This window comes from Vibrio sp. SSH13-20 (assembly GCF_040104475.1).
Classification (GTDB): Bacteria; Pseudomonadota; Gammaproteobacteria; order Enterobacterales; family Vibrionaceae; genus Vibrio; species Vibrio harveyi.
This window is the reverse complement of sequence record NZ_JBECOU010000004.1, coordinates 541,949-556,951: the sequence shown is the minus strand read 5'-3', so window position 1 is coordinate 556,951 and position 15,003 is coordinate 541,949. Positions and strand designations below refer to the sequence as shown.

At 46.6% G+C, this 15,003-nt stretch carries 14 protein-coding genes; 10 read left to right on the top strand and 4 right to left on the bottom strand.

From position 1 onward, the window contains the following. Positions 1-295: 295 nt before the first annotated feature. The 9 genes from ABMY42_RS14570 to ABMY42_RS14530 all read left to right on the top strand — a co-directional run bounded on the left by ABMY42_RS14570 (position 296) and on the right by ABMY42_RS14530 (position 10,414). Positions 296-811, top strand: coding sequence for a TRAP transporter small permease (locus ABMY42_RS14570; RefSeq protein ID WP_349266469.1), 516 nt, complete (start codon positions 296-298; stop codon positions 809-811). Positions 812-822: 11 nt separating this feature from the next. After that, entirely contained in the window at positions 823-2,124 is a 1,302-nt protein-coding gene (locus ABMY42_RS14565) for a TRAP transporter large permease (RefSeq protein ID WP_005449959.1), read from the top strand. A gap of 95 nt (positions 2,125-2,219) precedes the next feature. After that, entirely contained in the window at positions 2,220-3,683 is a 1,464-nt protein-coding gene (locus ABMY42_RS14560) for a fructuronate reductase (RefSeq protein WP_074051886.1), read from the top strand. A 12-nt stretch (positions 3,684-3,695) separates the two neighbouring features. Next, entirely contained in the window at positions 3,696-5,108 is a 1,413-nt protein-coding gene (uxaC, locus tag ABMY42_RS14555) for a glucuronate isomerase (protein WP_005429022.1), read from the top strand. Between the two features lie 3 nt (positions 5,109-5,111). After that, positions 5,112-6,089: a sugar kinase gene (locus ABMY42_RS14550; protein WP_349266468.1), complete on the top strand. Its 978-nt coding sequence runs from the start codon at positions 5,112-5,114 to the stop codon at positions 6,087-6,089. Between the two features lie 9 nt (positions 6,090-6,098). Further along, entirely contained in the window at positions 6,099-6,728 is a 630-nt protein-coding gene (locus ABMY42_RS14545) for a bifunctional 4-hydroxy-2-oxoglutarate aldolase/2-dehydro-3-deoxy-phosphogluconate aldolase (RefSeq protein ID WP_005429019.1), read from the top strand. A gap of 327 nt (positions 6,729-7,055) precedes the next feature. After that, positions 7,056-7,580, top strand: a complete 525-nt coding sequence (locus ABMY42_RS14540; protein ID WP_069687937.1) for a YgjV family protein — start codon at positions 7,056-7,058, stop codon at positions 7,578-7,580. A gap of 319 nt (positions 7,581-7,899) precedes the next feature. Next, a complete protein-coding gene (locus tag ABMY42_RS14535; RefSeq protein ID WP_349266467.1) occupies positions 7,900-9,951 on the top strand; it encodes a glycoside hydrolase family 3 N-terminal domain-containing protein in 2,052 nt (683 codons plus the stop codon). Between the two features lie 67 nt (positions 9,952-10,018). Continuing rightward, positions 10,019-10,414 (top strand): hypothetical protein, encoded by a 396-nt coding sequence (locus ABMY42_RS14530; protein WP_005429015.1) that lies wholly within the window; start codon positions 10,019-10,021, stop codon positions 10,412-10,414. 55 nt (positions 10,415-10,469) lie between these two features. Here ABMY42_RS14530 and ABMY42_RS14525 read toward each other — a convergent pair whose 3' ends face one another. From ABMY42_RS14525 to ABMY42_RS14510, 4 genes are all read right to left on the bottom strand, one after another. Further along, positions 10,470-11,099 carry a putative adhesin gene (locus ABMY42_RS14525; protein ID WP_005449940.1) on the bottom strand — a complete coding sequence of 210 codons (630 nt, stop codon included), beginning with the start codon at positions 11,097-11,099 and terminating at the stop codon, positions 10,470-10,472. Positions 11,100-11,748: 649 nt separating this feature from the next. Further along, positions 11,749-12,066 carry a DUF202 domain-containing protein gene (locus ABMY42_RS14520; RefSeq protein WP_349266466.1) on the bottom strand — a complete coding sequence of 106 codons (318 nt, stop codon included), beginning with the start codon at positions 12,064-12,066 and terminating at the stop codon, positions 11,749-11,751. Beyond that, the gene (locus tag ABMY42_RS14515; RefSeq protein ID WP_349266465.1) at positions 12,050-12,406 is read right to left on the bottom strand and encodes a DUF202 domain-containing protein; all 357 of its coding nucleotides are present in this window, start codon (positions 12,404-12,406) and stop codon (positions 12,050-12,052) included. The genes ABMY42_RS14520 and ABMY42_RS14515 overlap by 17 nt, the downstream gene beginning before the upstream one ends. A 55-nt stretch (positions 12,407-12,461) precedes the next feature. Beyond that, the gene (locus ABMY42_RS14510) at positions 12,462-14,033 is read right to left on the bottom strand and encodes a sulfatase-like hydrolase/transferase (protein WP_349266464.1); all 1,572 of its coding nucleotides are present in this window, start codon (positions 14,031-14,033) and stop codon (positions 12,462-12,464) included. 136 nt (positions 14,034-14,169) lie between these two features. On the opposite strand from ABMY42_RS14510, the gene ABMY42_RS14505 reads away from it, so the two are divergent. Continuing rightward, positions 14,170-14,982 (top strand): AraC family transcriptional regulator, encoded by an 813-nt coding sequence (locus ABMY42_RS14505; protein WP_005449931.1) that lies wholly within the window; start codon positions 14,170-14,172, stop codon positions 14,980-14,982. Positions 14,983-15,003: the final 21 nt, after the last annotated feature.

Genomic DNA, 15,003 nt, shown 5'->3' with positions numbered 1-15,003 from the left:
CCAATATGTAGGGTAGTTTTAATTTTTCACGGTATTTCTTGTTTCGAGGTCATTATTGGCGATCGAAAAACCTATCGTCAAAACAAAAAAGCAAATTGATTGACCAAAATCACAATAAGAACCCTTAAATTGGTCAACCAATCCATTTGTGAACCTGCTCACGTGACAACCAAATCGGCTAACTTATAATCCAACCAGAAAGATTAGCGTATGTTACTGCCCTACACAGAAACACATTCTTACATTGGTAAACCAATTGTTATGAGATACGCGTATTTACTGAAAGGAAACTAAAATGAATAAATTGGTCAAATACATAAATAGAGGGTTGGCCGCCTTTACCATCTCTCTGTCGACCTTCCTCGTTTTTTGCGTGGTCTGGCAAGTGCTATCTCGTTACGTTATTGGTAGACCAAGCACCGTTACTGACGAACTTGCTCGCTATCTCTTTATGTGGGTTGCGTTAATTGGCGCGGCATACACCACTGGTCTTAAACGCCACCTTGCTATCGACTTGCTAACAATGAAGCTGCAAGGCAAGCGCAAACTCATCAATGAAATCGTCATCCAAATTGCCATTGCCCTGTTCTCTTACGTGGTGTTGGTTCACGGCGGTACACAACTCGCACTGAAAACACTGGCAACTGGCCAGTTAACACCAGCGCTCGGCTTGGAAATGGGCTACATCTACTTCTGCCTACCAATCAGTGGCGCACTGATGATCTTCTACTCTGCGGTATTTGCTTTCGACCGTGTAAAACAATTGACGTCTGGTGAAGCCCTACTCACCGACACACAACTTGATCAATAGAGGGTTCCACAATGGAATGGCAATTAATTCTTACCCTATTCGGTAGCTTCGCAGTCCTGCTTGCGATTGGTGTACCGGTCTCTTTTGCTATCGGCTTGTCGTCGTTAGCGACCATTTTAATGAGCTTACCGTTAGAGCCTGCTATCGCCGTTGTGGCGCAGCGTATGGCGGCAGGTCTCGATAACTTCGCCCTATTGGCAATCCCGTTCTTTATCTTGGCGGGCAACATCATGAACCAAGGCGGTATCGCACTTCGCCTGATTAACTTTGCTAAAGTTTTAGGTGGTCGTCTTCCTGGTTCTCTAGCACACGTAAACGTGATGGCGAACATGATGTTTGGCTCTATTTCTGGCTCAGCGGTTGCGTCTGCTGCAGCGGTTGGCGGCACCATGTCTCCACTGCAAAAGAAAGACGGTTACGATGAAAACTTCTCTGCCGCAGTAAACATTACGTCTTGTCCTTCTGGTTTGTTGATCCCACCAAGTAACACACTGATCGTGTTCTCATTAGTGTCTGGTGGTACGTCTATCGCAGCATTGTTCCTAGCGGGTTACATTCCTGGCATCTTGATGGGTCTGAGCATCATGGTAGTGGCAGGCATTATTGCGAAACGTCGTGGTTACCCAATCGCAGCACGTCCTTCTCTTGCAATGGTTTGGGATACGTTCTTAAAAGCAGCGCCATCTCTGGCACTGATTGTGATCATCATGGGTGGCATTATCGGCGGTATCTTCACCGCAACAGAAGCCTCAGCTATCGCGGTGGTGTACACCTTCGCCCTTGCAGTACTGATTTACCGTGAAGTGAAATGGCGAGACCTTCCTAAGATCATCCTAGAATCTGCAGTCACCACCTCTATCGTATTGCTGTTGGTTGGCGCATCTATGGGTATGTCTTGGGCAATGGCAAACGCTGATATTCCTTACATGATCGCAGACGCTCTACTGGCTATTTCAGATAACCCACTGATGATTCTGCTGATCATCAACATCATTCTGCTGATTGTTGGTATCTTCATGGATATGACACCAGCGGTACTGATCTTTACGCCAATTTTCCTACCAATCGCGCTGGATATGGGCATCGACCCAGTGCACTTCGGCATCATGATGACGTTCAACTTGGCGATCGGTATCTGTACCCCACCAGTAGGTAGCGCGTTGTTCATCGGTTGTTCTGTGGCGAACGTTGCCATCGACAAAGTGATTAAGCCTCTACTTCCATTCTACGTTGCACTGATTGCGGCACTAATGGCAGTGACCTTTATTCCTGAACTAAGCCTGTTCTTGCCTAACCTTGTTCTTGGCTACTAAGCGCTTAGTGACAAGCTCTAGAGTTACGATCTCTAGATTCGAATGATTAAAATAAACCATCCCGCAGGTTCACCTGCGGGAAAAGGGATACCAAAATGAAGACTATTTCGAATTCCACTCTGAATGACCACGTTCTGCTTCCGGACTACGACCGCTCAACGCTTAAAAGCCGTATTGTTCACCTTGGTTTTGGTGCATTCCACCGAGCGCACCAAGCTCTATTCACCAATGAAATGCTAAGCAAAACAGGCTCGGATTGGGGCATTTGCGAAATCAACCTATTTGGTGGTGAAGAGTTAATTCAATCGCTGCGCGCACAAGACCACCTCTATACAGTGGCAGAAAAAGGCGCAGGATCGACAGAGGTAAAAGTGATTGGATCAGTGACCGAATCACTCCACCCAAGCCTCGACAGCATTCAAGCGGTGTTAGAAAAAATGACAGAGCCACAAGTGGCGATCGTTTCAATGACGATTACCGAGAAAGGCTACTGCGCCGACCCAGCGACGGGCACGCTTGATAAAAACAATCCGCTAGTCATTGCTGACCTTGCCAACCCAACTGAGCCAAAATCAGCATTGGGTTACATCGTGCAAGCACTGAAGATGCGCCGTGAACGCGGTCTGACGCCATTTACCGTGATGTCTTGCGATAACGTGCAAGAGAACGGTCACGTAGCAAAAGCTGCGGTACTTGAGTTCGCCCAACTGCTCGACCCAGAATTGTGTGACTGGATTGAAACCAACGTTACCTTCCCTTGCACCATGGTTGACCGCATTGTGCCAGCAGCAACCGAAGAGACACTGACTGAAATCGCTGAGCTACTTGGCTGTGAAGATCCATGTGGCATCGCTTGTGAACCATTCCGCCAATGGGTTATCGAGGATAACTTCGTGGCAGGTCGCCCGGATTGGAACGTGGCTGGCGCAGAATTTGTTGCCGACGTTGTGCCTTACGAAGAAATGAAACTGCGCATGCTAAATGGTAGCCACTCGTTCTTAGCCTACCTAGGCTACCTTGGTGGTTACGCGCATATCTCTGACACCATGACAGATGAAGGCTACCGCAAAGCGGCATTCGATATGATGATGCAAGCGCAAGCCCCTTCGCTGACCATGCCAGAAGGCACCGATTTAGAAGGCTACGCCAAGCTGCTTATCGAGCGCTTCACTAACCCGAGCTTGAAACACAAAACATGGCAAATCGCGATGGATGGCAGCCAGAAGATCCCGCAACGCATGGGTGGCAGCTTGCGATTCCATCTTGCTCAAGGTTCTAACTTCTCATGGTTGGCAACAGCAATTGCAGGTTGGATGCGCTACGTATCTGGCGTGGACGAGCAAGGCAACGATATTGATGTTCGCGATCCAATGGCAGAGACACTACGTCAGATTTGCGACCAACACGGCTTGAACGTTTCTGTTGTGCCTGCATTGCTCGCGGTTGAAGCCATCTTCCCTGCAGAGCTTGGTCAAAACCCACAAGTGATTGATGCGGTGAGCAGTGCTTACCAATCGCTAATCGATAACGGTGCTCGTGCCACTGTCGCTGCGTTGTAATAGGAGTTAACGATGAAGAATTTCTTGTGTGAAGACTTTTTACTCTCAAACGAAACTGCACGTCGCTTGTACCATGAGCATGCGTTCCACCAGCCAATTTATGATTACCACTGCCACCTAAACCCAGCGGAAGTGGCGCAAAATCGTCAGTTCGATAACTTGGGTCAAATCTGGCTTGAAGGCGATCACTACAAATGGCGTGGCATGCGCTCGGCAGGCATTGAAGAGCGTTTGATTACGGGTGATGCTAGCGATTACGACAAATACATGGCGTGGGCGAAGACGGTTCCTCAAACCTTGGGTAACCCGCTTTACCACTGGACACACCTAGAACTACGTCGCCCATTCGGCATTACCAATACGCTGTTTAGCCCAGACACAGCAGACCAAATTTGGCATCAATGTAATGAGCTGCTTGCGACACCTGAGTTCACAGCTCGCGGCATCATGCAGCAAATGAACGTCGTAATGGCGGGCACGACCGATGACCCTATCGATTCACTAGAACACCACAAAGCGATCGCAGAAGACGACACCTTTAACGTTAAAGTACTGCCAAGTTGGCGTCCGGATAAAGCGTTCAAGATTGAATTGGACGTGTTTGCGGATTACATGCACAAACTGGGCGAAGTAGCAGACATTGAAATTCGCCGCTTTGATGATTTATTGAGTGCGCTTGATAAACGTTTGGCACACTTCGATGCTCATGGCTGTCGTGCGGCAGACCACGGCATTGAGATCGTCCGTTACGCGCCAATTCCAAGCGAAGCTGATTTAGATGCGTTGCTGACCCGTCGTTTGAGTGGCGAAGTACTGTCAGAGCTTGAATGTGCGCAATTCTCTACCGCAGTTCAAGTTTGGCTCGGCAAACGCTACGCACAATTGGGCTGGGTCATGCAGCTTCATATTGGCGCACAACGCAACAACAGCACACGCATGTTCCAACTACTAGGTGCTGATGCTGGCTTTGACTCGATTGGCGATCGCCCATTTGCTTTTGAACTAGCACATCTATTGGATGAAATGGACCAAACCAATGAGCTGCCTCGCACCATCCTTTACTGTTTGAACCCTCGTGATAACGAAATGATGGCGACCATGATTGGCAACTTCCAAGGTGGCGGCATCGCGGGCAAAGTGCAGTTTGGCTCGGGTTGGTGGTTCAACGATCAGAAAGATGGCATGCAACGCCAAATGGAACAGCTTTCTCAACTTGGTTTGCTCAGCCAATTCGTCGGCATGTTAACGGACTCGCGCAGCTTCTTGTCTTACACTCGTCACGAATACTTCCGCCGCATCTTGTGTGACATGGTCGGTCGTTGGGCAGAGAACGGCGAAGTTCCAAATGACCTATCGTTGCTTGGTCCTATGGTCGAAGACATCTGTTTTGGTAACGCAAAACGCTACTTTGAAGAGAGGGCGTAACCAATGAAGCACATCGCCATTATTGGTGAATGTATGATTGAGCTGAATGGCAAACCGTTCGGCTCAATGCATCAAACATTTGGTGGGGATACGCTCAACGCTGCGGTTTATTTGAGCCGCGGCTGCGAAGCCAATAGCAAACCTGATGAAGTTAAAGTCTCTTACGTTACGGCGCTTGGCAATGACCCGATCAGTACAGGCATGCTGACTCGCTGGGAAGACGAAGGCGTCTCAACAGATTTAGTGCTGCGCGATGAGATTCGCACGCCGGGTTTGTACTTGATTCAGCTTGATGATCAAGGAGAGCGTACGTTCCTATATTGGCGCAACCAATCAGCAGCACGTTACTTACTTCAACATCCTAACTTTGGCCTGGTTAAGCAAGCATTAACTCAAGTGGATGCGGTGTTTCTCAGCGGTATCTCTTTAGCCATCTTGCCAGAAGAAGACCGAATTTCACTGCTCAACTTATTGGTCGAACTTAAAGCCCAAGGTGTTGAAATCGCTTTTGATAGTAACTTCCGCCCAGCACTATGGCCTCAAGACAATAATCAAACCGTCAAAAACGTTTACCAAGCCATGTATCAACTGACGGACGTTGCCTTGGTGACTTTTGATGATGAGCAATTGATCTGGGGTGACGAAACACCAGAGCAAACCATTGAACGCCTTACCTCTCTTGGCGTGGGCAAATGCATCGTCAAGCTCGGCGCAGATGGCTGCTTAGTTCAAGACTCAACAAATCAGGGTTCGAGCGCGGCTCTTGCTCCACAAGCCGTGCCAACCCAACCTGTCGCTCAAGTGGTGGACACCACATCGGCGGGCGACTCATTCAATGGTGGCTTTTTATCAGCATACCTTGCTGGCGCCGATCTCGCGACCTCATGTCAAAGAGGTAACGCACTGGCAGGTGCTGTGATTCAACATCACGGTGCCATCATTCCCAAAGCATTCACACAACCGGCGCTTGGCGTCGTTTAAGGAACACTCATGTCTAGTATTAAAGAACAATTGAAAGCTCTTAAAGTCATCCCTGTTATCGCCATAGATAAAGCAGAAGACATTATCCCACTGGGTAAAGTACTGGCAGAGAACGGACTACCAGCAGCTGAAATCACCTTCCGTTCAGCAGCAGCTGCAGAAGCGATTCGCCTACTGCGTGAAACCCAGCCAGACATGCTGATTGGCGCAGGTACGGTGCTAAACCGCGAGCAAGCAATTGCAGCAAAAGAAGCAGGCGCAACCTTTATCGTATCGCCTGGCTTTAACCCAAATACCGTTAAAGCGTGCCAAGAAATCGGGATTGATATCGTACCGGGTGTGAACAACCCAAGCACAGTTGAAGCCGCGCTGGAAATGGGATTAACCACCTTGAAGTTCTTCCCTGCAGAAGCGTCTGGCGGCATCAACATGGTGAAATCACTGCTTGCGCCATACACCGACATCGAACTAATGCCTACTGGTGGCATTAACCCTGCGAACATCAAAGATTACTTAGCTATCCCGCGCGTATTGGCATGTGGTGGTACGTGGATGGTAGACAAGAAACTGATCGAAGCGGGCAACTGGGAAGAGCTTGCACGCCTAACTCGCGAAGCAGTAGCACTTGTGAATGAGTAATGATGCGTAATTCATCTCAGGCTCTTGGGTAACCCCTTAGCGATTCAGATAAAGTGCCCAGCCCTCCCTTTGTGGAGGGCTGATTCATTCAAAGCATGGCTCAATTGATTGGGTTATCGCGATAAGTAGATTCCTGATCTCGCCTAGGCTCGTCGGAATGACGATATGACAAATATCTCCCTATTCGTCATCCTGAAAAGCGAGGCACGAGCGTGATTCAGGATCTACTCACAGAGTGAATCAAACTCTATAAGGGCGGCAACTTTGAAGGATGCTCATTCGCTTACTCACTTAACGAGATGACTTTGCAACACTCTAGGGAAATAAATGGAAAACTGGTTAGCACAAGGCATTGGTGGCATCGCGTTTATGGTTGGCGTGATGGCATTCTGGCAAAAAGACGACATGCGCTTTCGCTATCAGATGATGGCGTTTTGTTTCATCATGGGTATTCACTTTACCCTAATGGGCGCAACCGTCGCTGCCATTGGCGTGATCATTAATGGCATTCGCAGTTTCGCCTCAATCAAAACCCAATCACGTAGAGTAATGTGGTTCTTCATTGCACTTATGTGGCTGATGACCCTACCAAACATCACCCACTTTTTTGAGCTACTCACGGTAATCGGATCGTCCGTCGCCACTTGGGCGCTCTTTTCCAAACAAGGCATCACTCTACGCAGCCTAATTTTGTTTAATTCCTTCTGCTGGGTCAGCCACAATATTTGGCTTGGTTCTATCGGAGGTTCATTGGTCGAGAGTACATTTATCATCACCAACTTACTGACCATATATCGCTTGTATCAATCGAGTAAAAATAATAACCAGACACAAACGTTAAATCAGGGCTAATGTATTTAGCCCTTTTTCTCACCTGGTAATAATTTTAGAGTAAACGATAACACCCATAGCGTTACATAGAATTTGGAAGCGACATAACATAAACGTAAAGTGCTGATTTTAAACAATTTAAATTCCAGCAAATAAACTAAAAAATCAAGATCACATTTAATTTGGTCAACCTATTTTTAATTGTATATTGAGTTAAGTCACCTAAATAAAAAATATGGTGATCCAAATCTTCAGTTTAATTTATTTTGGTTAACCAAAATTACGCTAATTACTAATATTGGTCTGGAACAAACAACTATACCAACATTAGGACAGCGACATGAAACGTCTTACCCAACTCACTCCTATCGCAGTGGCGCTTGTTCTCGCAGGGTGTAATTCATCCGACGATGACAACAGCTATATTCAACCAGAAATCTTCTCTCGCGTACACGACGTACTCAGCGTTGATGGTTATCAATTTAGAGATTCTAATGGCAACGGAACGTTAGAGCCGTTTGAAGATTGGCGTCTCACACCAGAAGAGCGCGCCGCTGATCTTGTTAGCCGAATGACGCTTGAAGAGAAAGCCGGCATGATGCTTATCGACACACTAAATTCCGGTGAAGGCGGTGTAGTGACAAGCAAAGGTCAAGACATGATCGCCGATGCTCAGATGACCCGCTTTATCTTCCGTAACAACGTGGTGGAGACCCCAGAAAACGCACCAAACTGTGATAGCGGACGCTCTGGCTGCCAGATTTCACCTAAAGAAGCGGCGACTTTCATGAATAGCGTTCAAGAGCTGAGAGAGAAAACCCGCATGGGTATCCCTGCTCTATTTAAGTCCAATGCACGCAACCACATCGACCCATCCGCAAAAGCGGGTATCAACGTCTCTTCTGGTGCATTCTCGGCTTGGCCAAAAGAAGCTGGACTTGCAGCCACTCGCGATATGGCACTGATTGAAGAGTTTGCGGGCATCATGAATGAAGAATGGTCATCGATTGGTTTGCGCAGTATGTACGGCTACATGATGGACTTGGCGACAGAGCCTCGTTGGTACCGTGTGCATGAGACCTTTACAGAAGACGCAGATCTTGCGGCAGATATCATGCGCTCTTTGATCAACGGTCTACAAGGTGGTGGAGCCATTGACCAAGACAGTATCGCCCTTACGATCAAACACTTCCCTGGGGGAGGTCCTCAAGAAAACGGAGGTGATCCTCACTACGACTTTGGGCAAAACCAAGTCTATCCAAAAGACAACTTTGATTATCACTTGATCCCGTTTATTGCCGCGATTGATGCTGGTGCCTCTTCCATCATGCCTTATTACGGGATACCAGTAGATCAAAAGTGGATGCCAAATGATGTGGGCATGTCCTTCTCTAAAGGCATTGTGACCGATCTGCTGCGTGGTGAGCTGGGCTATACCGGCAACGTCAACTCCGATACAGGTATCATCGGCGACCGAGCATGGGGTGTGGAAGATAAAACCATCGACGAACAAGTTGCGATGGTAATCGAAGCGGGCGTCGACGTTCTCTCTGGCTTTAATGATAAAGACGTCATCGTCAATCTGGTCAACAAAGGACTGATTGACGAAGAGCGCGTCGATCTTTCAGTGACTCGCCTTGTCAAAGAGCAGTTCCAACTTGGATTATTTGAAAACACGTATGTGGACGTCGATAAAGCCCAAGAAATCTTAGGCAACGCCGAACATCAAGAACGTGCAGACTACGCTCAGAAGAAATCCGTGGTTCTGCTGCAAAACACAGACAAGACATTGCCACTCGCCAAACCAAACGCCGACAAAGCAGTTTCACTCTATGTGATGGGTATGGATGAAACCATCGCTGGCGACGAGCGCTATGGCTTTGATGTGACGTCTGGTGATTATGAAGATGGTGAAGCTCGCCCATCAGTACCTGCAGGCACTGATTACGCCGTTATTCGCGTGCGTGTTTCCAATGAAGGTGCGGATCCTGAGCTTATCTTTGGCGGTGCAAACCCAGATGAACTCGACCTGTTGGCATTCAGCCAAATGGCAACTGCAGCATCTTGGAAAATTGAGCCAAGTCTGACCGATATACAAGCCATCATGAGTGAAATTGGCGCAGAGAATACCGTGCTTTCAATTAACTTCCGTCAACCGTTTGTACTGGATGATGCAAGTAACATGAAAAAATCGGGCGCAATCTTAGCCACCTTCGGTGTATCAGACCGCAACTTAATGGAAGTCCTTTCAGGTAATTTCGCTCCTCAAGGCAAGCTTCCATTTGCACTGGCAAACAGCGCGCAAGCGATTTTGAACCAGCACTCTGACTACCCGGGTTATGACAAAGCAGATACCTTGTACGAATTCGGTCACGGGCTAAGTTACGAATAACCTTTTACCCACCTAACTAGGCGGTGTCTCGGCGCTGCCTTTGTTGGATCTACCTGAGGAATAAACCATGGAACACATACTGCAGTTAGACTGGGTTGACCAAAGCATTCCCCATAAAGTTTGGGTGGAGCAATACTACGATGGATGCCGCATTTGCCTCAAAGTCGTCAAGGATGTTGAGCCAGAAATGCTCTCACTGATTGTGCCTAACATTGATGTGAAAAGCGTTCGTCAGGCATGGCAAGGTAAAGCTATTAACGTTACACCAGCTTATGACGATGGCGTCCTTTTCACTCAAACTCGCTCACTGTTCAACCTCCCTCATGGTTGCGTGATTTGGGCCGTCACTCATATCAAGATGCAAAATGGTTTGAAGATGTCCGCAGACAAGCTCTGTTTTGTACCGAAACATTCAAAGCAAGATTCTCGCTTTCAACAAGAGCATCACGCTGAGGCATGTTAAACCAAAGAGGTCAGCTCTACAGCTGACCTTACGTTTATCAAAACCTTGTTTGGCTCTAATCAAAGATCGACTTACCCAAAGGAACAGGGTTTTGCTGCCCAAAATTGGTTCCGTTTTGTAATCCACGACAAAACGAGCAATGGATGGTGCTGTATTTGATGTCGTTATCTTGGAGCAATTTGAGAGCTTCAAATAAGGTTGGTGGAGTGCCGCAGCTACGGTTACGAATGGTCAATACATCCATTTGAACGGTGCCTTTGTGCTGCATCAGAAATTGTTCAACAACCTCATCATTCAGCTTTAACACGTCACGATAATACGATTCGAGGTCATGCATGCCTTGCGCAATGTAAGCGTAAGTTTCCGCCTCGTCCGCACTTTGATACTTGGTCAGGTCATAATCTTTATCCAGATCAGTGCTGGTAATAATTTGCCTTGGCTTCACATAACCCGAAGCGAGCCTGCGAATATCCATGCTGCCGCCTTGCGTGTATCCATGTTCACAGTAGAACTGGAGATTCTCATTGGCGGCTAATTTGATTGGGCTCTTACTAGAGGTGCGTCCATGGGCACTAATGATCAAATGTTCCGAGGTTGGCTTTCCCTTCTCTTTTGACCATAAGTAAAGGTGATTACCAATACCGTGTTTCTTAAATGTCGCGTTTTTAGGTACCTTCATTGGCATATTATTATCTCCATATTCACTAGTTCAACCAACGGATTGAAGCTTAAGTATAAGCAGCGAAAATAACCCAACTGGTTGGTTCAGAACGAGGATAATTATGTTTGTGATATGGCTTCTAAAAGTCACTGCAAAAATAGAGCGGCATACAGCCAAGCATCAAGTATATAAGCATAGTTCAAATTGCCTTTTCTCTTTTGAAATCAGAATCCTGGTCAAAAAATGAAAATTTACCTTACGCAGCACTCTGTCAGAGTGCTGTCAGGACAGCGAATACTCTCTCATCCGCACACAAAACCTTCACATCACGGTCATAATCTAGGGTCTAAAATTACTCTTGTACTCGTGTCTACGGACGAAATTTTCAATCGTTAGTTGTGGGAGGTTGCTATGGAAAAGTACTGTCCAATATGTCAAACAGAGCTCATTGGTCGAAGCCAATATTCTGTGTGTCCGAGAAACAGTATCGGTGAATGCGCTTATGATGGTTATGAGGAACACCACGCCCATTGCTGTCATGATCAACGAAATAGTGCACATGATGCCGAGGCAGTCACACTGGAATAAGTACCTCAAGAATACCCGTTAAAGAGTGCCACTCAACATCGAGTGGCATTTTTGATTGTTTTCAACATCGAAAGGACAGCAAAGGTTAGATCAATTCAAGCAAATGGAGCCCATAGAAAAACGCCGATAAAACTAAAGAAGTGGCAATCACTTTATGCTTTCCCGCTTTCCAACGGGTTCCTCTAGTCGCGACGCAAAGACCAGATGCATAGACATAACGGCAAGCTAAACAGGCACAAACCAAAGAAACTGCCAATAACCAAGAAATTGAGCCATGCAATATCTTAGCGATCGACAACACGATCAAAGCCGACACAAACAAAGTGCGCAGCCAAGATAAAACCGTTCTTTCAACTTGCAGGCCGGCATCGCTTTTTAATTGGGTCTCATCCAACAAAGGCATCGTGATAGATACTGCTCAGCAAGAAGGTAATCACCACCACCATTAAGATCGGTATTACTTTAATGGCATGAGAATAAGACAGGTTATTATTTAACCGCATGGCGATTTCATTCCCTCGCCAATTTGCGTAAGCGAAAATTGAGCAAAGAATAGAAATCGTCAATAAAGATAAGCAAATTAGTGGCTTATACAGGGTATCGTTAAGGCTTGTGGCTAGTTGGTCTACAGCAATAGCTGCGGTAAAAAAGCCAAGTGCGGTGCGTACCCAAGCCAAAAAGGTTCGCTCATTGGCAAGTGTAAAACGATAGTCGGGGTCTTCCCCCTGTTTTTTCCAAGACATACTCAAAGCATCAGAGAGAGTGAGTACCTCCTCACTCTCTCACTCATTTAGTTATTTATTGTGGTTTCAGCATTTGCATATCGCCACCAGCCGATGGCAGGTAACGGGCGTTATGCAGACGATATGACGACCAGTAGCCAGACCAACGAGGGTCAGATTGCAACAACTGAGCCGCTTGCAACACAATCGCTTCTTTATGGACTTGATACTCATCCAAGTCGAACAAGTTGGACTGATCATCTTTATCTAAATGATGTAATTCTTCAAAACCCGTGGTTGCGTTATAACCGTAGAAATAAGGTTTACCTTCTAGCATTACCTGAAAACCAAAGCCGTAATTACACCCGACATGTACACCCGTTTGGTAAACCTGCGTTAATGGACGGCGAGCCTTACCTTGCATCACGTTCAGCAAGTTATCTCCTTCCATTTGTGATGGAATTTCAATACCTGCAAATCCGAGGATGGTTGGCGCCACATCAATCGCAGAAACAGTCTCATCGGATTGTTTCAACATGGTTTGCTGAGATTTAGGTGGCTTAATCACCAATGGAATACGGAAGATATCTGGCTGAAAATACGAGCCTTTATCCGCCATCGCCATACGACCATTCATATCACCATGATCAGCAGAGAACACAATTGCAGTTTCATCCCATAGCCCTTCTTCTTTGAGGAAGCGTGTTAAGTGACCGATAGCGTGATCCACCACCTCTACTTGCAATAAATGACAAGCAATATAGTCCTTCGCCACTTCAGCATCATACATGCCCCAATATTGCTGGTAGAGTGCATAAATTGGGTTGCCCTCTTCTTGCATGGTAAAGCTGTCAGGCAAGGTAATGGCGGCTTTGATTTGCTCGTAACGCGCCTCTAAACCACTTGGCACAGAATAAGGCTGATGAGGGTCGAAGAATTCTAATTGAGTGAAAATTGGCTTAGCTGGCGCTTGGATTTTCGATGCTTTTATTTGCTCCACAGCCAACTTCGCCAAGAACACTGAGTAATGCGCATCTAACGGGAAATCGCAGCCATCTTGCTGTTCAATCCAACCGCCAAATGAATTTGCAGGAGACAACTTATCAATCTGTAAACCACGGAGTTCTTTGCGGTATCTTGGTAACTGTACGCCCATATTCGCGAGGTATGCTAGGTAGCGATCATCGTCTTCTACTGGTGGTCCCCAACGATCCCAAGCATGCACGTTTTCACCAAAGGTGCGAACGAATTTCTCTACACCAACGTGACATTTACCTGAGTGTTTGAGGGAGTAGCCGACACGTTTTAGGTAATCTTGGAAAATGATGTCATCGAGTTCGAGATCCACCTTCATTCCTACCGGCGTACGTTCACCGTTTGAAAGATAGGGAGGGTGCATGCCAGTAAAAATAGCGGCCCTTGCCGGGCCGCATAAAGGGCTGGGAGTAAATGCCGAACTAAATGAAGTACCTTCCGTGGCAATGGACTCGATGTTTGGCGTATTGATCACGCCAGAAAGCGGACGTTGGGGGTGATAACAATCCGCAGAAATCATATCGACAGTAATGAACACGATATTGGGCTGTTGTTGGTCGTTTCTATAGAAAGCGCCCTTTCTTTCTTTTGGGTTTAAGAAATCAGAAATCATCTAGGCCTCAAAAATATGCAAAGGTGATAGAGCTCTATTATTCAAGCCTTATCACGGACTACTGATTCCTAAAGTTAGTCGTGATTGGTACTATAAACCATAGTAAAAATCCCTGTTGAATGTAAAAAGCGAAACAATGAAAAATCAGCCGCTCCTTATCGAACAATCTGCAGATTCATGTGGCATTACGCTGCGCTCAATGTGGGATGTACATGCCGACATGAACTACCACATCAAATGGCCAAGAGACCGTATGTTGCCTATGCTTCCGAATGCTATTGTGGCGGTATACACCATCCAAGGCAGTGGATGCATCAAGATGAAGAGCGGAAAAATTCTCACGGTTTCTGCACCAAGTGTGACCTTCATCGACAGTAGAAACATCGATAGTTACTGGACAAATGGAATCGTTTGGAATCTAAACTGGTTCGAGTTTTTGATGCAGGGCGTAACCCCGATTCCTTTTGAAGAGCCTATCGCATTAAAGAACGACGATTACCCAAGCATTCTTTCGGAAGTGAAAGCGCTTATTGCCTCTAAGTCACCGATAAAACTCAATGCCGCAGTCGCAGGCTTTGGGTTTGTTTTCTATAAATGGCTCACCTTAATTGACCAATCGAAATCTATGACCAGTCAAGAAAAAACGGTCCATGAAATCGTGGCAAAAATGAGTGAAAATATCGGTGAAAATATTGCAATAAAGCAGTTTGCGCAGGAAGCAGGCTATACAGAACAGTACTTAAGAAAACTCTTCCTAAAATACCTCAACGTGACCCCAAAGCAGTACTACCTGAAGCTGAAACTCGACGCGAGCATGATGATGCTCAAACGCTCCGGAACCAATGTAAAACGCGTCGCTTTCGAACTCGGCTTCAACGACAGTTTCCATTTCAGTCGCGCGTTTAAAAAACAGTTTGGTGTTTGCCCATCAAAAGCAAACGAAGTCTGATGGGCAAAGGTTTTGTGGAGT

Coding starts and splice junctions, on each gene's coding strand:
- ABMY42_RS14530 (WP_005429015.1), top strand. CDS start 10,019: ATGGAACACATACTGCAGTTAGACTGGGTTGACCAAAGCATTCCCCAT.
- ABMY42_RS14510 (WP_349266464.1), bottom strand. CDS start 14,033: ATGATTTCTGATTTCTTAAACCCAAAAGAAAGAAAGGGCGCTTTCTAT.
- ABMY42_RS14505 (WP_005449931.1), top strand. CDS start 14,170: ATGAAAAATCAGCCGCTCCTTATCGAACAATCTGCAGATTCATGTGGC.
- ABMY42_RS14560 (WP_074051886.1), top strand. CDS start 2,220: ATGAAGACTATTTCGAATTCCACTCTGAATGACCACGTTCTGCTTCCG.
- ABMY42_RS14515 (WP_349266465.1), bottom strand. CDS start 12,406: ATGTCTTGGAAAAAACAGGGGGAAGACCCCGACTATCGTTTTACACTT.
- ABMY42_RS14540 (WP_069687937.1), top strand. CDS start 7,056: ATGGAAAACTGGTTAGCACAAGGCATTGGTGGCATCGCGTTTATGGTT.
- uxaC (WP_005429022.1), top strand. CDS start 3,696: ATGAAGAATTTCTTGTGTGAAGACTTTTTACTCTCAAACGAAACTGCA.
- ABMY42_RS14545 (WP_005429019.1), top strand. CDS start 6,099: ATGTCTAGTATTAAAGAACAATTGAAAGCTCTTAAAGTCATCCCTGTT.
- ABMY42_RS14565 (WP_005449959.1), top strand. CDS start 823: ATGGAATGGCAATTAATTCTTACCCTATTCGGTAGCTTCGCAGTCCTG.
- ABMY42_RS14525 (WP_005449940.1), bottom strand. CDS start 11,099: ATGCCAATGAAGGTACCTAAAAACGCGACATTTAAGAAACACGGTATT.
- ABMY42_RS14535 (WP_349266467.1), top strand. CDS start 7,900: ATGAAACGTCTTACCCAACTCACTCCTATCGCAGTGGCGCTTGTTCTC.
- ABMY42_RS14550 (WP_349266468.1), top strand. CDS start 5,112: ATGAAGCACATCGCCATTATTGGTGAATGTATGATTGAGCTGAATGGC.
- ABMY42_RS14570 (WP_349266469.1), top strand. CDS start 296: ATGAATAAATTGGTCAAATACATAAATAGAGGGTTGGCCGCCTTTACC.
- ABMY42_RS14520 (WP_349266466.1), bottom strand. CDS start 12,066: ATGCCTTTGTTGGATGAGACCCAATTAAAAAGCGATGCCGGCCTGCAA.